This is a genomic window from Bacillus sp. JJ1533 (assembly GCF_036965045.1).
GTDB lineage: Bacteria > Bacillota > Bacilli > Bacillales > Bacillaceae_L > Ferdinandcohnia.
Map to the genome: position 1 here is coordinate 56187 of NZ_JBALOV010000002.1, position 20069 is coordinate 76255.

General features: G+C 35.9%; 17 protein-coding genes. 14 read left to right on the forward strand and 3 right to left on the reverse strand.

The window, feature by feature from the left end; all coding sequences use genetic code 11:
* Nucleotides 1-17: 17 nt before the first annotated feature.
* Complete coding sequence (locus V7138_RS00800; protein WP_335393339.1) at nt 18-1181, reverse strand: ROK family transcriptional regulator; 1164 nt, start codon at nt 1179-1181, stop codon at nt 18-20.
* Nucleotides 1182-1540: 359 nt separating this feature from the next.
* Between V7138_RS00800 and V7138_RS00805 the strand changes: the two genes are divergently transcribed.
* The 10 genes from V7138_RS00805 (at nt 1541) to V7138_RS00850 (ending at nt 13317) form a co-directional block, all read left to right on the forward strand.
* The gene (locus tag V7138_RS00805) at nt 1541-2824 is read left to right on the forward strand and encodes an ABC transporter substrate-binding protein (protein WP_335393341.1); all 1284 of its coding nucleotides are present in this window, start codon (nt 1541-1543) and stop codon (nt 2822-2824) included.
* Between the two features lie 257 nt (nt 2825-3081).
* Entirely contained in the window at nt 3082-3966 is an 885-nt protein-coding gene (locus V7138_RS00810; RefSeq protein WP_335393438.1) for a carbohydrate ABC transporter permease, read from the forward strand.
* Nucleotides 3963-4784: a carbohydrate ABC transporter permease gene (locus V7138_RS00815; protein ID WP_335393440.1), complete on the forward strand. Its 822-nt coding sequence runs from the start codon at nt 3963-3965 to the stop codon at nt 4782-4784. Before V7138_RS00810 ends, V7138_RS00815 begins: the two co-directional genes overlap by 4 nt.
* Nucleotides 4785-4812: 28 nt before the next feature.
* On the forward strand, nt 4813-5871 hold the full coding sequence (locus tag V7138_RS00820) for a Gfo/Idh/MocA family protein (protein ID WP_335393343.1): 1059 nt from the start codon (nt 4813-4815) through the stop codon (nt 5869-5871).
* Between the two features lie 21 nt (nt 5872-5892).
* Nucleotides 5893-6756, forward strand: coding sequence for a sugar phosphate isomerase/epimerase family protein (locus tag V7138_RS00825; RefSeq protein WP_335393345.1), 864 nt, complete (start codon nt 5893-5895; stop codon nt 6754-6756).
* Between the two features lie 44 nt (nt 6757-6800).
* A complete protein-coding gene (locus tag V7138_RS00830; RefSeq protein ID WP_335393442.1) occupies nt 6801-8213 on the forward strand; it encodes a M81 family metallopeptidase in 1413 nt (470 codons plus the stop codon).
* A gap of 26 nt (nt 8214-8239) precedes the next feature.
* Nucleotides 8240-8968 carry a glucosamine-6-phosphate deaminase gene (locus tag V7138_RS00835; protein ID WP_335393347.1) on the forward strand — a complete coding sequence of 243 codons (729 nt, stop codon included), beginning with the start codon at nt 8240-8242 and terminating at the stop codon, nt 8966-8968.
* 101 nt (nt 8969-9069) lie between these two features.
* Nucleotides 9070-10062, forward strand: coding sequence for an ROK family glucokinase (locus V7138_RS00840; RefSeq protein ID WP_335393349.1), 993 nt, complete (start codon nt 9070-9072; stop codon nt 10060-10062).
* An 800-nt stretch (nt 10063-10862) separates the two neighbouring features.
* Nucleotides 10863-12026, forward strand: a complete 1164-nt coding sequence (locus tag V7138_RS00845) for an ankyrin repeat domain-containing protein (protein ID WP_335393351.1) — start codon at nt 10863-10865, stop codon at nt 12024-12026.
* A 25-nt stretch (nt 12027-12051) separates the two neighbouring features.
* On the forward strand, nt 12052-13317 hold the full coding sequence (locus tag V7138_RS00850; protein WP_335393353.1) for an amidohydrolase: 1266 nt from the start codon (nt 12052-12054) through the stop codon (nt 13315-13317).
* Nucleotides 13318-13563: 246 nt separating this feature from the next.
* On the opposite strand, the gene V7138_RS00855 is transcribed toward V7138_RS00850, so the two are convergent.
* Nucleotides 13564-14157, reverse strand: a complete 594-nt coding sequence (locus V7138_RS00855; protein ID WP_335393355.1) for a TetR/AcrR family transcriptional regulator — start codon at nt 14155-14157, stop codon at nt 13564-13566.
* A 157-nt stretch (nt 14158-14314) separates the two neighbouring features.
* Between V7138_RS00855 and V7138_RS00860 the strand changes: the two genes are divergently transcribed.
* The gene (locus V7138_RS00860) at nt 14315-15268 is read left to right on the forward strand and encodes a zinc-binding dehydrogenase (protein ID WP_335393357.1); all 954 of its coding nucleotides are present in this window, start codon (nt 14315-14317) and stop codon (nt 15266-15268) included.
* A gap of 233 nt (nt 15269-15501) precedes the next feature.
* On the opposite strand, the gene V7138_RS00865 is transcribed toward V7138_RS00860, so the two are convergent.
* Nucleotides 15502-15837 (reverse strand): CPBP family intramembrane glutamic endopeptidase, encoded by a 336-nt coding sequence (locus V7138_RS00865; RefSeq protein WP_335393359.1) that lies wholly within the window; start codon nt 15835-15837, stop codon nt 15502-15504.
* A gap of 296 nt (nt 15838-16133) precedes the next feature.
* On the opposite strand from V7138_RS00865, the gene V7138_RS00870 reads away from it, so the two are divergent.
* The 3 genes from V7138_RS00870 (at nt 16134) to V7138_RS00880 (ending at nt 19414) form a co-directional block, all read left to right on the forward strand.
* Nucleotides 16134-16868 (forward strand): helix-turn-helix domain-containing protein, encoded by a 735-nt coding sequence (locus V7138_RS00870; protein WP_335393361.1) that lies wholly within the window; start codon nt 16134-16136, stop codon nt 16866-16868.
* A gap of 247 nt (nt 16869-17115) precedes the next feature.
* Nucleotides 17116-18501 carry an MFS transporter gene (locus V7138_RS00875; protein ID WP_335393363.1) on the forward strand — a complete coding sequence of 462 codons (1386 nt, stop codon included), beginning with the start codon at nt 17116-17118 and terminating at the stop codon, nt 18499-18501.
* A gap of 67 nt (nt 18502-18568) precedes the next feature.
* Nucleotides 18569-19414, forward strand: coding sequence for a creatininase family protein (locus V7138_RS00880; protein WP_335393365.1), 846 nt, complete (start codon nt 18569-18571; stop codon nt 19412-19414).
* The last annotated feature ends 655 nt before the right edge of the window (nt 19415-20069 follow it).

Below are 20069 nucleotides of genomic sequence, written 5' to 3' on the forward strand. Positions count from 1 at the left end.
CTCTTTTTACCGTATTATCAAGATAATTCGTTAGAATGTCTTAGAAACTCGTTTAAAACGAGGGCACTAGCTCCAATTACACCGCTGTCTCTTCCTACATCAGCTTTAACGAGCGTAAATGAATTCCGTAATGGAGCCCATACAGTTTCATTTGCAATATCATTGATTCCTTCTACGATTTCTGGGTATTCCTGAACCATTGGACCAGCAAGTAAAACAACTTCTGGATTGTAAGAACAAATCACATTTGATATGGCTATTCCTAAGCACTGCCTAGCTTGGTGGATTAAATGTTTAGCCCAGCCTTTTCCTTGATGGTATGCTTCAAAAATCTCGTGGACTGGTTTTTGGGCCTGTTTTTCCAATTCAGATGAGCAGATATAGGTTTGGAGACAACCAAGGCGTCCGCAGCTACACAAAGGACCATTCCGATCCAATGTTGTATGACCAATTTCACCAAGGGTGTTGAAGGTTCCCCTTGAGATTTCACCATTAATCATAACGGCTCCTCCAACACCACTGCCGATATAAATACATACAGCATTCTTATATTTACCTATTGTGCCGAAAAGGTTTTCGGCAAGTAACACGGATCTTACATCATTATCAACAAAAATATCATAATTAAGCCTTTGCTCTAGGAAACTCTTAACCTGAATATCATACCATTGTAATTGTGGAACACTTAAAACCTTACCATCTGGCCAAGTTACTAGTCCTGGGATGCTTATTCCGATTGCAATAATCTTTTCTTTATTATCAGATCCAAAGTCACTTATCAGCATTTCTATTTCATCGGCAATCATGCTCAGAACATCTTCTGGTTCTTTTTTAATATCATAGATGAGATTTCTCTTCAGCATTAAATTTCCATTAAGTGATACTAATGCAAGATTTACATTATTTACATCGATTTGGACTCCAATTATATAGGCTCCCCTTGGGTTAATTTCCAAAAGAGTTGCCCTTCTCCCAAGATCACCTTCTATTTGACCAACTTCTATCACTAAATGATCTTCGATTAAATCCTTTACAATTTTTCCTACAGTAGTATTACTTATTTTTGTTAACTCTGCAAGCTGAGAACGAGAAATGCTTTTATGTTTTTGGATTAAACTAAGAAGCATGAAATAATGATATTTTCGAACATTTTTTTGATCATATTTAATATTTGTGCTCATGTAATTATCACCACTTATTCAATGTAATTGATAAACTTTATTTAATAACTTTACTTAATAACTATATTTTAACATACAAATTATGGTTATACCAAAATATTGATTAAAAAGTACGAATTGATTAAAAATAAGCTGTTGACAGCGATCTATCTGTAAATTAAAATAGGAATTATCAGAAAAGTAACTCAAGTTATTTACCCAATTATTAACCTTAACTTAATAATTAGTGGAATTTGAGTGAAATATGGGTAGTGGCTAGATTCTTTTTTGATTGAATGTAAGCGGTTAAATATGGGGGTGATCCTTTTTTGTTGTATCGACAATAATTCTTCCAATTCATTAACAAAGGGGGCAAAAAAATGAGGTTAGTGAAAAAATTTAGTATTCTGGTAGTTTTCTCTATTATACTCTCGATCATTCTGGCAGGTTGTAATTCTGAGGAAGCAGGTAAAGGTTCGGATTCATCAGGGGCTAAGTTAGAAATTTTAAGCTGGTGGACTGCTGGTGGTGAAGCGGAAGCACTAAATGCAGTACTAGATGGTTTTGCAGAAGAGAATCCAGATATTAAGATTGAAAACGCAGCAGTAGCAGGTGGTGGTGGTGCGAACTCTCAGGCAGTACTATCCACTCGTTTACAGGGAGGAGATCCTCCAGCGGTGTTTCAGGCTCAGGGTGGGCCCGATCTTTTGAGATGGCATGATGCGGGATACCTCGATTCGCTAAGTAGTATGTATGAGGAAAATGGATGGTTAGATGTTATTCCTGAAGAGTTAGTAAAGATGAATACGGTAGATGGCGAGATATATGGATTACCATTGAATATTCATAGAAATAACGTAATTTGGTACAACAAGAAGGTATTTGAAGAAAATGGTTTAGAACCTCCAACGACTTTTGAAGAGTTCTTTGCGGTAGCAGAAACATTGAAGGGAAACGGGGTAACGCCTTTTGCTTTAGGAGATAAAAACCCAAGATGGGCAACATTGGTATTTGAAACTATTTTGCTTGATAAACTCGGGGCAGATGGAACAGTTGAGTTATGGACTGGCGAAGTGGACTTCGATACCCCTGAGGTTAGAGAAGCAGTTGAAACTTTTGAGAAAATGTTAAGTTACACAAACGAAAACCATAGTGCGCTTGACTGGCAGGATGCAGCAGAACTTGTTGCGAGTGGAAAAGCTGCCATGCAAATTATGGGAGACTGGTCATCTGGTTTCTATGAAACTAAAGATATGGAGCCTAACGTGGATTATGGATGGGTTCAAACACCAAGTAAAGAAAAGATTTTTAGTATCGTAAACGATTCGATGGGTATGCCAAAAGATATCGATAATCCTGAAGAAGCTAGAAAATTTGTAGAGTATTTAGGATCAACAGAAGCGATGAAGAATTTTAATATCAAAAAAGGTTCCATTCCTGCTCGAACGGATGTGGATATGACTGAGTTTGGAGAATATAGTCAAGCTGCAGCTAAGGACTTTAAAGAAGCAAAAATATATGTTGGTATAGCGGCAGGATCAGCAACACCTGCAGGACATATTGCTAAGGTAGATGAAGCTGTGAATATTTTTGTAACACAAAAAGATGTTGATAGTTTTATTGATTCATTGAATCAAGCTAGATCTCTTATTACTGGGAATTAATTTCAAGCTTTTAAAGAATGCATTTGTTCTAACGCATTTTGACAAACTTACCACAGAGTATATTCTTATTCGATTGAGCACCTAGTGACATATTTTGTGGTAGCTTTGTCTTTTATTTACGGTAATTTCAATTGAGTCATATTGAAATCCTTTATTTTAGAAAACTATTAATTAAAGGTAGAGGGGGGAGTTCTTTGAGTATAACAGACAAACCTGGACAAAAGCGGAGAAAAAATAAACCAATAACAGTAGATAAAATGCTTCCTTTTCTGATTGTGTTACCTTCCGTACTTTTTGTAATTATTTTTGTGTATGTCTTTATAGGATGGACTGGAGTTGTATCTCTTGTTAAATGGAATTCTTTAAAGCCTGATTTTACATTTGTTGGAATAGAGAACTATTTAACTTTATTACAGTCGTTCCGATTTCAATCGGATATTCGGAATATGATCTTCTTTTCACTGTTTTTTATTATTGGTGTAGTTCTTCTTGGACAATTTTTAGCAATCTTACTGGAACAAAATATCAAAGGGAAATGGCTCTATCGAAATATCTTTTTATTTCCTATGGCGATGTCTTTTGTTGTAACTGGGGTTGTATGGAGATGGATATTTAACCCAGAATCTGGGATTAACTTGTTTTTGGGGAAATTCGGTTATTCCCCAGCTTGGTATACGGATATCACAATTATTCCTGGATGGAGTATTTTTAAAATAGACTTTGGGTTATCGGTGGGTTTAATTGCCGTTTTAATTGCAGCTATCTGGCAGATGACTGGTTTTTCGTTGGCTATGTATTTAGCTGGATTAGGGAATGTTCCTCAGGAATTAAAAGAGGCTGCCCTTATGGATGGGGCGAATAAATGGCAGGTGTATGTAAAGATTATCATCCCTCAATTGAAGCCTATCACATTTGGTTTGGTTCTCATTATGTTCCAAATTTCATTGAAAATCTTTGATTTGGTTTACACAATGACAGGATCCGGACCTAATTTTGTGACAGATATGCCAGCAATCTATATGTACGAGACAACGTTTAAGAGTAATTTCTATGCTGAGGGTGCAGCGATTGCCGTCTTTATGCTACTGATGGTGATGATATTTATTGTTCCATTCATGTTCAGACGAAAGGAGGATGCATAATGTCGAAGCTCCTTTCAAAAATCCTGCTATATGGTGTTTTAACATTGGTGGGAATTGTGTTTTTAGTACCGTTCTATGTCCTCATTGTGACAGGTCTTAAATCCTTTGAGGAAGTATCTTTCATGACAATGTGGAATTTACCTAAGGGTCTTAACCTTGCTAGTTTTGCGGAAGCCTTTAAGCAGCTTTATCCAAACTTTTGGAATAGCTTCATAATGGTTGTTCCTGCGACGGTCATCTCGTCTGTATTGGGCTCGTTAAATGGTTACGCCTTATCGAAGTGGAAATTTAAAGGCTCAGAAGTGCTCTTTACCATCCTGTTATTGGGGATGTTCATCCCTTACCAGAGTATTTTGATTCCACTAATTACAACTATTAAGTCTTTAGGATTATATAATACGATACCTGGTTTGGTGCTTGTCCATGTTGTATACGGGTTACCGATGACAACATTGATGTTTAGGAATTTTTATGTTGGAATCCCACAGTCGATGATTGAAGCAGCTCAAATAGATGGCTCAGGATTTTTTCAAACTTATACAAGGGTCATTATGCCGATTTCAATAACTGGTTTTGTGGTAGTAGGAATTTGGCAGTTCACAAATATTTATAATGAGTTTTTGTTCGCGATTACCATCACAGGTCACGACAAACATCCAATTATGGTGGCCTTACAAAACTTAGCGGGCAGTCAGGTTGTCGAGTGGAATGTTCAAATGGCGGGTGCGCTATTGGCGGCCGTACCAACAATGTTGATTTATATTTTTGCAGGAAAATATTTTATAAAAGGTTTACTTGCAGGTTCTGTTAAAGGATAAAACTTATATGAAGAAAGGAAGATTGTATATGAAAAAACTTAGAGTAGGGATTATTGGTAGTGGTGGTATTGCTCAAACGAAGCATATTCCGAATTATTTAAAGTGCTCTGATGATGTGGAGATTGTTGCAGTATGTGATGTCAACCTTTTAAGGGCCCAAGAATGTTCAGAAAAATGGGGAATTCCAAACTATTACAGTGATTATCACGAAATGCTTAATGAGCTGGAAATTGATGCAATCAGTGTGTGCACACCAAACAAATTCCATGCAGAGATTACTAAAGCTGCATTAAAGGCTGGGTGTCATGTTTTATGTGAAAAGCCACCCGCGATCAGTGTTCAAGAAGCGGAGGAAATGGCCCAAACAGCTAGAGATGTAAATAAGTTCTTAACCTTCGGCTTCCATTATAGACACTCTCCTGAAGTAGATTTATTAAAGGAATATGTAAAGAATGATGAATTTGGGTCAATTTATGCCTCACGGGCACAAGCTGTACGACGAAGAGGAATCCCGGGATGGGGTGTATTCACCAATAAAGAGCTGCAGGGTGGTGGAGCTCTTATTGATATCGGTGTACACATGCTTGATACAGCTCTGTATTTAATGGGATACCCCGAACCAGATACAGTACTAGGGGTCACCTATCAAAAAATAGGAAATAAAAAAGGTGTAGGACTAATGGGAGATTGGGATTGGGAAAATTTCTCTGTAGAGGATTTTAGCCGCGGAATGATTATTTTTAAAGATGGTTCATCACTTTCATTGGACGCTGCTTTCGCTGCCAATGTTGAACAGGATGAGGTAATGCAAGTTTCGTTAATGGGAGATAAGGGTGGAGCTGATGTATTTCCGGTTAAAATTTTCCAAGAAAAATATAACTCGTTAATTGATACGACACCAGCATACATGCCGGAAGTGGATTACCATGAAATTCAATTTAAAAGATTTGTAGACTGCTGTATTCATAACATTGAGCCAATTAGCAAACCGGAAGAAGCAGTAATTCTTCAAAAAATAATCAATGGATTATATGAATCTGCAGCAACCGGTGAAGCTGTAAAAATTAAACAAAAACAACAAATCTAGATGATAGGGTGGTATGAACATATGTTAAAAGGATTAAGTACTGCTGGAATTGGTAAGGTAAGCGGATTAAAGGAACACATTCATTTAGCTTCGATTAATGGATTTCATGCGGTTGAGACTACAGCTTTTGAGTTAAGAGAATTTGTGGAAAGTAATGGATTGAAGCAAGCACTGGAATATGTAAAAGAAAAAAATGTAACGATCGGTGCGGTGCAATTGCCGGTAGAGTGGAGAATGGATGACGCTAAGTTTAGAGAAGGTCTAAATGAATTGTTAGAGACTGCTGAATTAGCAAGTAAGTTTGAATGCAAGACATTCTTTACCTATTTCATGCCTTCAACTGATCGTGACATAGCACCCTATTTACTTGAACTTTCAAAGCGCATTCGCTTAATGGGCAGATTAATTCGAGAATATGATATGAACTTAGCTCTCGAATTTGTTGGACCACATCATCTACGCCATAAATGGAAGAATGTCTTTATCTATGATGCTAAGACTACTTTAGAATGGCTTGATTTTATAGGCGAGTCAAACGTAGGGATTGTATTGGATAGTTTTCATTGGTATACGAGTCAAGAAACGATTGAAGATATTTTGGAAATTGAAACAAGTAGAATCAAATATGTTCATTTAAATGATGCCAGACAAATGCCTGTTGAAGATGTTCTGGATAATGATCGGGTATTCCCTGGAGAAGGCGTAATCGATTTAGATGGCTTTCTTAAAGTACTAAAAGAAATTAACTATACAGGGTTAGTCACTCAGGAAATATTGACAATAGAGGAGCCAGAGGAACCTTGTGGGGTATTAGCAAAAAGATCTGGGGAAGCATTTTCAAAAGTATTTAATAAAGCATTTAATCAATTAGTTGAGAATAAGTAGTTGTCGGAATCCACAAAATCAAGGAGTTGGTGGCTTTGAAAATAATGGTTGGGTGCTTTTATCATGAAACGAATACATTTAACCCTTTTCCAACAGTGAAAGAGGATTTTGTGTTTGTTGAAGGTCAAGAGGTTCTTCCCCGGTTAGCAAGTACAGCCATTCTGAAAGAAAACGGGGTAGATGTAATACCGAGTATATATGCTACGGGGTTATCCTCTGGTGTTGTCAAAAAAGAGGCATTTGATTTTTTTACCGAAAGAATCGTTTCTACATTAAAAAGAGAACCTAATTTGGATGGAATTTGGTTGCATTTACACGGTTCCATGGTGGTAGAGGGAATCGGTTCAGGGGAATTAGCGTTATTAAAAGAAGTTAGGAAGTATGTGAACGATGATATCCCAATTTCATTAACCCTTGATATCCATGCCAATATACCAGCTGAACTATCGGAACTGGTCAATATTGTTCGTGCATACCGTACTGTACCTCATACTGACCAGTTTGAAACGGAAAAGCTTACCTCAAAATATTTAATTGATTACATTCAGAAGGGCGAAACGTACACTCCTTCATTTGAAAAATTACCATTAGTCATTTGTGGGGAAAAAGCACTTGGTAATAGCTATCCTTTAAAGGATATTTTTCAAAAGCTAGAAGAGATTGAGAGAATAGATGGAATTGTAACTGCCTCCTTCTTTTTGGGGCATGCATGGAGTGATTCAGTAAATACAGGGGCTTCCATATTTGTTGTACCTGAGTCAAATGAGTTTAAAGGGTTAGCGGCTATAATATTGTCAGAACTTAAAGAGTACATTAGCGATAGACAGAATGATTTTACATTTAGCGCACTTGCATTAGAAACTGAAGATGCAGTTAAAAAGTCATTAGAGGAAAATGTAAAACCAATTTTCGTTTCAGATTCAGGTGACAATACAACTGCAGGAGCTGCTGGATTTAATACCATTTTACTAAGTGAATTTTTATCAAAACAGATTGAGCACAAAAAAGTTCTGATAGCAGCCATTTTTGATTCGGAAGCTTATTCTGAACTAAATAATTTCGAAGTTGGCCAAAAGGTTTCTGTTGAGATTGGTAGAAATGTAGACGAATTAAGTGGGAAGGTAAGAGTTAAAGGTACCTTAAAAGCTAAAGGTGATCTTCTCGGATATTTAAATGCTTCTGATAATAAGGTTGGAGAAGTATGTACTGTATCAACAGGTAATGTCGACGTGGTTGTGGCAAACAGAGGAGAGTCTTTTATAACAATTAATCATTTTACTCGAGCTGGGCTAGACCTAGATATGTATGATGTCATTGTTTTAAAGCAAGGATATTTATTTGATGAGCTAAGTAAAATTTCAAAGCTAGACATCCTTGCATTAACACCAGGAGCAACCTACTTGAATATTAAAAAGTTACCTTATCAAAACATACGAAATGTAACGCAATTGGTATAAAAAAGTATTGTTAAGGAGATATCATAATGGAGATTATTAGAACGAAAGATTATCAGGAAATGTCAGCTAAAGCCTATGAAATAGTGGCAGAGGTTTTAAAAAATAAAAAAGATGCAATTATTAATACAACAACTGGTGCAAGCTATGATGGTTTATTTGAATTGCTGGTTCAGGCAGTTAATAGTGGAGAAGTCGAAATTGATGAGTCTGTGTTTATAAACCTTGATGAGTATATTGCAGAAAGAGAAAAAACGTTTACCGTATATACGTATATGCATAAAAAGTTCTATGATTTAATCGAAAAACATCCAAAGGTTATTGAATTAGTAGATGGAAGTTTAGAAGATCTTCAATCAGAAATTAATCGTTATAAATGTGTACTAGAAGAATACCCAAGGGATTTGCAAATAGTTGGTTTAGGTGTAAATGGCCATTTGGGTGCCAATGAGCCTGGAACTCCGTTTAATTCTCGGCTTTTTTTAGCAGATAGTGATGAATCTACTATTCAAAGTACGATGTTGTACAACAATCTTACTCGTGAAGAAGCACCATCACAAATGATCACATTGGGCTTGGCTGATATTAAGGAAGCTAAGCAGATCTTGTTAGTTGCCTCTGGAGAAAGAAAAGCTCAGGCGGTTAGGGATACGATTGAAGGTCCTATAAGTGTAGATTGTCCGGCAACTGTACTGAGAGATCATCCAAATGTCACTTTTATTATAGATGAAGCAGCAGCCTCGTTATTATCGAAGTGAGAAGATACATTCTATTGAGTGAAGGTTTACATTCTTTACTCGTTTAACAAATTTTGTCTTTGTCTGCTTTTTCGAGTATGGATTTCTACAAGGGGATAATTATGGATAAAAAAATAATCGGTATAGACATAGGAGGGACCAATGTCAAAATAGGCCTCTTAAATTTACAAGGCGATATTCTCAAGAGATGGGAAATTCCCACAATACGTGGTGAAGAGATCATAACTAATATTTGGGAATCGGTCCTTTCAAACGTATCAATTGATGATGTGGAAAATAATATTCTTGGAATTGGGGTAGGTGCTCCTGGCTTTGTAGAAGGAGAAACGGGTATTGTATTTGAAGCTGTTAACTTAAGCTGGAAAAACTTCGAATTAGGGCAACTGTTATCAAACAAGTTTTCTCTTCCTGTAATAGTCGAGAATGATGCAAACTTAGCAGCGCTCGGTGAATATTGGAAAGGTGCGGGAGACCGAGTTGAAAACCTCATTTTTATTACACTTGGAACAGGTGTAGGTAGTGGAATCATTGCGAATGGTGCCATTTTAAATGGTGAAAATGGAACTGCCGGTGAAATTGGCCATATCATTGTAGAACCTAAAGGCTACAATTGTAATTGTGGTCGAGTGGGTTGTCTTGATACAATTTCATCCGCTACTGGAATTGTACGACAGGCAAAGGATAAAATAAAAGAAAATCCAACTAGTAACTTGGCCAGATATGTTCAAGCACGTGGTTCTTTAGACGCAAAAGATATTTTTACTCAGGCACGAAGTGGTGATCAAGATTGTGTTGATATTCTAGAATACACCTCCGAAATGTTAGGAAAGGCACTTGCAAACGCAGCGGCCATCATAAACCCTTCAAAAATCATTATTGGAGGAGGCGTCTCCCAAGCGGGCGACCAACTACTAACTATCACAAAAAAATACTTTATTAAGTACTCACTAGGTAGAATTGGAGATATCACAAACATAGAAATAGCCAAACTCGGCAACAACGCAGGAATCATCGGCGCAGCCTACTTAGTTAATAAAGCCCTCACGGGTCAGAGCGACAACTCTATTGTCCAACAAGATACCTGCCATAAGTAGATTAGTTCTTTAATCTGTTCCTCCCGCAAATAGATTAAGTATAGGGGTAAGAAGAAATGGCGAGTTTTTCATACTAGAGCAGGTCGTTTTATTGATTAACTAAATAGAGATTCTCAAAAAAACTACCATGGCCTGCATTTGATCAATTGCAAATTGAAAAAGTGAGATTTTGCTAGAAGAAAGTTTGAGAACGGAGAGTTCTCTAGATAACTACTTAGGTGGATTGATTCTTTCATAAATAAGGTGAAGTGCTAATTCTTTAAGAAGATAAGCTAAACTGGACAGACTAACACCCTTCTATGAGCTTTTACTACTCCAGTCATGTGGAGGTGGTTGCGCAGTTAGTTTTAAAATAGTTATGCTAGTAAAAACTCATCAACATCTCATGTGTTGCCACATACACTCTGGACATGTTGAAGCGGTAACCAAGTTGGTATTGAAATAATTCAGCAAAGAATATGTTGTAAAGCCGACCCTGAATTCATTATCGAATTTGGGGTCTTTCTTATTTTGTCAGGGGTTTGGTAAGATAAGTCCATCAACCTGTGGGTTGTATGGATTGGTTAATTATTTTATTTATTGAATTTGGTGGTTTCATTGAATATCGAGATTATTATAAAATTACTTAGACAGTCATATAGTAAATGGATAAAATCTGCATAAACTATTGATAATTTCATTGTACTAAATAAGCTAGAAAGGGCTAGCTTATTTAAAGAAATAGCGAAAATACTTCAACGTCTAGCAGCAAAATAAAGCTTATTATAGAGAGTGAAATTAAGTTACTGAGGGAGTTAGTGATGCAAATAAAAACCTTACATAAGGACCTAATTATTGCAAGTGAAAATGGAGTATTGGAGGATGTAAAGCGCCTTCTGCAAGAAGGAGCAAGCATTCATTATAAGGATCAGAGTGGTAGAACCGCCTTAATAGCGGCTACACAAAAAAATAAAATTCCAGTTGTTCAATTGTTATTAGAAGCTGGAAGTGATGTTAATACAAGAGATATTACCCAGCTAACTCCGTTTATTTGTGCAGGTGCAAACGGATTTCATGAAATTTTAAGCATGATGCTTAAATATGCTGCAGATGTCAAAAGTGTAAATCGATTTGGTGGTACAGCTTTACTGCCTTCTAGTGAAAAAGGGTATTTGAAGACGGTTCAAGTTTGTTTAGAGGCGGGAGTTCCAGTCAACCATGTGAATGATTTGGGTTGGTCTGCTTTATTAGAAGCAGTTATTTTAGGAAATGGTGGCCGTTTGTTTTCTGAAGTTATCCAACTTCTTGTTGATGCGGGAGCGGATGTAAACTTGCCAGATAGAGACGGTAAGTCTGCAATTCAGCATGCAGTAGAACTCAATCAACCAAAGGTTGCTAAAATCTTAAACAAGGAATATGTAGAAAATTGTAATATCAAAAAAGCTAAATCACTCTACAAAGAAGATAGGTACGAAGAGGCTATTGCTACCATAAATCATGGCCTTGTAAGTGACTTTGAAAACGTAGATCTATATTTTTATAAAGGGTACTTTTTACAAGAAGCAAAGAGGTATAAAGAGGCACTCACTCAATATGAGAGGGCCTTAGCGATAGATTCAAACGACTTAGATTTTTATTTCTATACTGCTCAATGCTTACGGTTGATGAAAAAACCGGAGGAAGCGCTTGCCGAATATGATAAGGCAAGTGCCCTTGACCCAAATGAAACTTTTTACCGATACCATAAATCAAACTATTTAAGAGAACTTGGTAGACATGAGGAAGCCGTTGCTGAGATGGACAAGCTTTTGGCTCTTCAACCACATCGGTACGATTTCTCATTTCACAAAGCTAACAGCCTAAGGTCACTCGGAAAACATGAAGAGGCGATAGAAGCAATTGAGAATGCAATTAAATATGATCCTACTAATTCTTTGTACCATTTGCACAAAGAACATTCTCTTAAATTACTAGGAAAAAAATAGATTCAAACAAAGGAGAGTACCCCAAATGGCAGAAAGAAATATTTTCAATGAAGAACTTCATAAAGAGAACTCCTACATACTATTAAATGTTCGATTAGAAAGTGGATATCAATTTGAAAATGGTGAGGTTGTTGCAACAGAAACAGAATTGCGAAATATCCAAATTGAGAATGGTGTAATAACAAAAATTCAAGGGATCAATGAGCCTTATAAAAGAGATATTGATATTTATGATGCGAAAGGCATGCTTCTTCTCCCTAGTTTTAAGGAAATGCATATCCACTTAGATAAAACTTATTATGGAGGACCATGGAGAGCGGGTGCAAACCGAAAAACAATATTTGACATGATTGCTTTAGAGGAAGAATTACTTCCAGAGTTACTTCCAACCGCTCAGGAACGAGCTGAAAAACTCATTGAGCGACTCCTTAGCTATGGCTCAACATATATTCGAAGTCACTGTAATATTGACCAAACAATCGGTTTAAATAATCTCGAAAAACTAAAGAATGCTTTAGAGAATTATTCAGATAAGGTTTCATATGAAATCGTGGCTTTCCCACAACATGGATTGCTTCGTTCCAATGCTGAAGGGCTGTTGCGTGAAGCAATGCAGCTTGGGGTCACTCATGTTGGTGGACTTGATCCAACAATTGTTGATGGCAATATGGAAAAATCATTGCAAACCATGGTACAAATCGCAGTTGACTACAATGTGGGCATTGATATACATCTCCACGAAGGAGGGGATACGGGAATAAAAGCTATTACTAGATTGGCAGATTTTACGGAAGAGGCTGGTTTAGCTGGAAAAGTAACGATCAGTCATGCATTTTCACTTGCCCCACTAGCTGAAGTAGAAGGAATTGAGCTTGCAAATCGTTTAGCCTCATTAGGTATCTCAATTGCTTCAACTGTTCCAATAGGTAAAAACGTTATGCCTATCCCACTACTTCAAAAGCAAGGAGTAGAAGTTCTACTTGGAAATGATAGTATTATAGACCATTGGTCACCGTTTGGGATTGGGGATATACTTCGGAAAGCACATCTTGCAGCCCAATTATATGGATGGAGCAATGAGTATAATTTATCCCGATCGTTAGCTCTCGCAACAGGAGGTATTACACCTTTAAATCAAAACGGAGTTCAAATTTGGCCAAAGATTGGTGACGAAGCAACAGCAGTCCTTGTTCAAGCGAGCTGTTCTGCTGAAACCGTTGCCCGTCTGCCAAAGCGTGCTGTTGTATTACGTAAGGGTGTTTTTTCTTCAGGCTCGTTAGAAAAAAAGTAATGCCACATCTTCTGGTTATAGATGGATGAGTTAATGGCTGAATTAATTGGTAATTATCTAGAATGATAGGATATATTTAATGCCTTTGCTATCTATTAGGCTTCATTATATTAAAAGAACGAATTCCGATTTTGGTGGAATTCGTTCTTTTTTGCTTGTTAAGGTGAGTAATTGTATAGAAGAAAATTTGGTAATTAATAATTATATATTCACTCAACATATGAAAATACACATTTCTAAAGTTTGTTAAGTGTCGATTTCTTTTATAACAAACCCTCTTGCAAAGGTATTAAAAATACGTATGAGACGATCTGTCATTTCAGCGGGTGTCACATCAAAATCCTGCGCAATCCAGTCCGTAATTAAACCGGCCGTACCATATGCCATATAACGCTTTTGGGAGTAATCATCAACAGAAGACACGTCGTATTGAATATCAAATTTATTTTTCAATAAATTAAATATCGCTTCAGGAAGTTGTTGGTGAATTTGTGGCAAGGTATCTTCTAAAAGTATTAATGTAAAGTAATCACGGTGATCGTAAATATAATACAACAAATCGAAGGAGTTTGTTGTTAACTCTTTTACTTTTACCCGACTATCGCTTTGGTATTTAGACATGCTGTAATACTGAATGGCTTCAAACATTTCATCCATTAACTCTTCAACAAGCTCATATATGTTTTGATAATACACATAATAGGTTGTTCGATTATATTGTGCATATTCAACGATGTCCTTCACCGTAACAGCACTAAATCCCTTTTTATGTACCATTTCAATAAATGCCTTTTTTAAGAAATTCTTTGTCCTTATTGCTTGGTTAGAATTGGATTTCATCATATTCCTCTCCTATTAGACAGATTTGATGAAAGTGTTGGTTTCTTCAACATTATAGCAAATATTAAGGATGGTTTACACAAAGAGAAACCTAGTAAACTATAAGTGTAGCTAGAATTATTAAAAAATTAGATATGAACAATTTGGAGGAGATAGTATGAGAGGTTGGCTATTTTCAGGTACAAATAAACCACTAGAATTGATTGAAAAAGAAGATCCGAAAGCGATTCCAGGTCACGTTGTGATAGACGTGAAAGCTGCTGGTCTATGCCATTCAGACGTTGCAGCATTACAAGATCCAGGTTGGATGCCACTTTTCCCAAATGGTCCTGTTATTATGGGGCATGAGTTTGCTGGGGTTGTTATTGAAGTGGGTGAAGGTGTTGAAGGTATTAAAGTTGGAGACCGCGTTGGTGCTAACCCAATGAATAGAGAAACAAAAGTAACTGCTGGGTATAACTATGACGGCGGGTATGCAGAAAAAGTACGTGTTCCTGCAGATCAATGCGTAATCATTCCTGAAGGCGTTTCCTTTGTAGAAGGGGCAGCTTCAACAGATGCAGGAATCACGGCGTATCGTGCTCTTTTCAGTATTGGACAAGCTAAAGAAGGTACAAAATTAGGAATCATCGGAATCGGCGGTCTTGGTCAATTTGCTCTACAAATGGCATTAATTAAAGGTTGCGAAGTGTACGCTACAGATGTTTCTGAAGGAGCTCGAAAACTTGCTGAAGAACTAGGAGCTAATAAAGTTTACGATACTGTTCTAGATATGAAAGAAGCAGAATGTGACGTTATTGTTGACTTTGCTGGTTTTGGACAAACAACTTCTGACGCACTGGAAGCTGTAAGACCAAAAGGAACAGTTGTCATTGTTGGTATGGGTAAATTAGAATCAAATATCAACACGTATTTAATGATTACAAAAGAAATTAAGCTTTTAGGAAGTAATGGTGGATCAGTAGAAGACTTAAAAGGTGTATATGATTGCTTCGCTACTGGAAAAATGAATCCAAATCTTATCACAATCCCGTTTGAAGAAGTCGACAAAGGTATAGAAAAACTGAAAAATCATGAAGTAAAAGGACGCTTAGTAGCTGTATTTGAATAAATGTAAGTTTTCTTTATTAAGGTAGAGGTTAGGATAAAAAAATCCTCTGAAATGAAAAAGCTTGTGAAATTTTTTCGTAAAATTTCACAGGCTTTTCTTTTAACATTAGAGAAAAGCGTGAGTGGATTTTGTGAACGTGTAAAGCAATTTTTATTTGGTGCTTGTCAAAAATTAAATTATTGTACAGTTGATACGTTTAAAAGCAAATAGTTTAGCTGAAATTGCCAAACGATTTACTCCTTATATTTGACATCACCTAATTTTGCTACATAATCTATCAAGAAATGAAAGACGATAAGTGGCAAAATTGAACCTATTCCAATATAAAGAATAGAGAATAGTAACCCAAAAATAGTGGTTCTTATAACACCAGTTAGGAAACCTTGGTAGGTATGAGCCATTCCGAACATAAGCGAAGAAAGAATTATAACTAGCCCAATAGACAAACCTGGAAAGAAATAACCTAAAGCAAAGATTAAAAAACCTCTATAAATAATCTCTTCCGTTATTCCCGCCGTTAATGAAACATAGTTCCATATTTTTTTCTCTTTATCAGTAACGGGTAACATTATCCATAAATTTCACTCTCCTCTGATACTTATTTTACCATTTATTTGTAAAAAATTCTTAAAAATAACAATCTTACGAAAACAGTTAAAAAAAGAATCAAAATGTAAGTATGAACCATTGTGATTTTTCTCTATTTGACTTTAACCAAATAATTAGTAGGGGCTTTAAGACTGTACGAGTATCCACCAATCCTTATATAATAGTTTTAAGATGTTTAAGAGGAACACATATGATGTATCTCGCAACTCATACTAAAAGAAGACAACTAACCCATTTGAAGTGAGGGGATGGGAAAATGAAGATGGATGGCCCGGAAGGTCATAAGACAAAACATGAAATAATCGAATCAGGACACAAATCTCGGGAAGAATTACTACAATCCATTCGAAAAGGAGAACAGGAATCTGTTGTCCAATATATAAGCGAATTTAATGAGTTTCTAAGTGAAGAAACAGACACTTTAGATATTATTAAAAGGGTTCCAAGGAATAAAGTACGTGCATTTAAAAACATATTATTATCACATAATACGCTTTACAGCTATTCAGCGGAAAAAGGTGGCTTGAGTGCCTGGCAATGTCATTATTGCTCTGAAAAATACGCAATTATGATTGAGAACGCCAAGTCAACTTCGGAACTAGAAGAGATTCATAAAAGAATGTTAGAAGAGTACTCAGATCCATCTATTCGTTTTGCAACACTTGAAAAAGCAACAATTTCCGAAAAAGCTGAACATTTTATTAGGATGAATTTTTCAGAGGATATCTCTGTTGAGGAAATCTCGCGAAAGCTGCATGTACATCCTTCCCACTTAATGCGTACTTTCAAAAAAGAAAAAGGGATGACAATCAGTCATTATCGAAATTTGATAAGGATAAAGGAAGCAAAGGATTTATTAGCTAATTCTAATCTTTCATTAATCGAAATCACCTTTATTGTAGGTTTTAAAAACCAGCAGTACTTTTCTCGTGTTTTTAAAGAATCAGAAGGCGTAACCCCAAAAGAATATAAACGAAATAATAGGACGTAAAGCTTTTAATCAAATGAAAAATAGGATTAAAAGCTTTTTTCTTATTTAATGCAATTATAGTATAAAAGGATGCTATTTTATTGAAAAAGTAGTTAGAAATTATGCATTAAAATACTAGTATACCAACTAAAACGCTTTCAAAATCACAGAAAGAGGATGATGAAGGGATTTAATAAAAACATCATCTGCACAATTAGTTTGGATAGTGAACACATATAAATCTATTTTTTACATTGGGGGTTACAACATGGAAAAGAAACAGGTTAGAAAATTTGGTTTCCGTGATCAATTTGGATACATGCTAGGGGATGTTGGGGGAGGATTTGCAAACCTTTACATTGGGTCCTTTTTCCTTTTATTCTCCACCTCCGTTCTTGGAGTAAGTCCTTATTTCATGGGTACATTATTTTTAGTTGCACGGATATTTGATGCATTCACAGATGTCATTATGGGAAGTATTCCAGATCGATGGAGATTAGGAAAAAGCGGTGACAAATTCTTACCATATATCAATATTTCAAAATGGTTACTTGCAGCATCAATCTTAATTTCGTTTGCTGATGTCTCAAGTTGGTCATCAACAGCCATTCATGTATGGGTTGTATTTGTTTATTTATTCTATGGAATCGCATACACAGCTGATTCAATTCCTTATGGTTCATTAGCGGCTGTTATTACTGATGATCCAATTGAACGTACGAAATTATCTCGTGCTCGTGCGATTGGTGGCATGGTTGTTGGGATTGGATTTTTATCTTTTGTCCCGATGTTTATCTATGATAAATCTGGAAATCTAGTACCTGAAATGTTTTTCTACATTTCTATCGTATTCAGTATTCTTTCTGTTCTCGCTTATACAGGACTTGTCAAATTAACAACAGAACGTATTCGTGATGACAGACCAGTTGGAACAAAACCTGATTATAAATTCACAGATGCTTTAAAGGCTGCCTTAAAGAATCGACAGTTATTAGGGATGATGGTAGCAAGTGTTGGCTCATTAATTATGATTAACGGAGTTACGCAATTAGCTGCAATTGTGTTCTCAGAATACTACAAAAATCCAGGTGCATTTGCTATTAACTCATTTTTACAAATGGGAGTTACACTGGTATTGTTCATCTTTGTTCCAAGTCTAGTAAAACGATTTGGAAAACGTAATATGGTTATTAGTACTGCAAGTTTCAGTTTAATTGCTTCTACATTGCTGACCATTTTTGTAATTGAGAATGTTTACGTTTATATCGTAGCTTATAATATCGCAACAATCGCAAATATGGTTTTTGTTATGATTGTATGGGCACTCGTTACAGATTGTTTAGATTTTACAGAACTTCAAACTGGTAAACGATATGATGGTACACTTTATTCTATTTATTCTTTCTCACGTAAAGTAGGTATGGGTGTTGGATCAGCACTTGGTAGTTACGCTTTAGGTTGGGTAGGATTTGTTTCTGGACAAACTTCTCAAAGTAAAGAAGTGGCAGAAGGTGTATTACGTATGTATAACGGATTACCTATTTTATCTTTTCTCTTAATGATTATCGGTATTGCGTTAATTTTCAACTTAAATAATAAGAAGGCTGAGGAAATGTATGCTACTTTAAAAGAAAGAAGAGCAGCAAACTCATAAAATTTCACAAAGGACTTTCACAAGAAGGTTCTTTGTTCTTTTAAATATTAATTGGAGATGATAGATTATGAGAACTCGATTTTTATCAAAATGTACAAATGGTGAAGTTGAAGAGTATTTAAAACAAAATGATTTAATTTTTGTGCCAGTCGGTGTTACGGAGACTCATGGAGCACTTCCTCTTGATGCCGAAACTGTTTTTGCAGAAGCTGTTGCGTTAAAAATGGCAGAAGCAACAAACGGACTTGTTCTTCACAATCTCCCATATTTCTTTGCTGGCGGGACAGCAATGGCACGCGGAACGGTTAATATAAGCGTTAAAGATGGGATGAGTTATTTAAACAGCATTGCAAATTCACTTTTAAAGCAAGGTTTTAGAAGACAAGTATATGTAACATGTCATGGCCCTGCTCACATAACTCTTAGCGGCATGGTGCGTGATTTCTTTGAAGAAACAAAAGTTCCAATTCTTTATATGGATATGATAAAAGTATTTGAAGCTGTTGAAGATTTAAGTTACTCATTTATGGAAAAGTTTAACGATATGAGTATCGGTGCATATAAAATCCTTGGCAGATTAGAAGATGTTCCATTGAATGTACCCGAATCAACTTCGGTTACCTATGATGTACAAAGCATGTTAGATGGTATGGGTAAAAACCCAGGTAACCTACTTGGAAAATATGCATTACAATCTGGAGCAATTGGTTCCTACTTTGATAAAGCATCCGATCACTTAGTAACTCCTCTTCTCACATCAGAAGAAGAACGAGAAAAAATTGCACAATCAGGAGTACTTGCATTAGAAGAACTTATTCAAAAATTAGATATGCCAACAGTTGTAGACCTTATTCAAAAAACAGACGAGTATACTCAAAACGACAGTCTTCAGAAATATGGGGAATGGTTATAATTTTAGAAAAAACGAGAATTCATTTTCTCGTTTTTTTAGTGGGTAAAGATATGATTATTATGTATCCAGCTGCAGCCTGATTTTTTTTCTGGCTGTTGCACATCGCTAACTCAATACTTGTTTATATACATTAATATGTCTGATATCAACACTCAAGCCACGTGGAATGTATCTCGCGACTCATTTTAAATTAAAATACGAGTTTTATGTGAAAGAGCCGGAAAGGAATCAGTTAAACCGGTTCTTTTTTTTGCAAATCTATGTGAAAAAACTTCTTGAAAAACGTAACCATTCCTATTATTATAAAAAGTTCTAAATCGAAATTTATAAAATAAAATGGTAGAATCAGATATAATCTACATCATTAAAATAATTATTATTCAGCACCCTATGTGTTGCAATATACATTTGGCAAACACAGAAGAGGCTGTGAAATTGGTATTAAAGGTGTGTCTAACTAAAATAAACATGTCCGATCGAGATCCGGTTTTCGTGAACATAATATTTCCGATTTCCCGATCTTTTTATGTTCAGCCCTTTTCTTGTCTTACTTTCCCAATGTTCACCCATGTTTAGCAAATTGAGAAAACTGTATTTTAACTCCACCAAAAAAGGTTAAGTTCTGTATCCCACTTTTTGTATGATCCATTTTGTG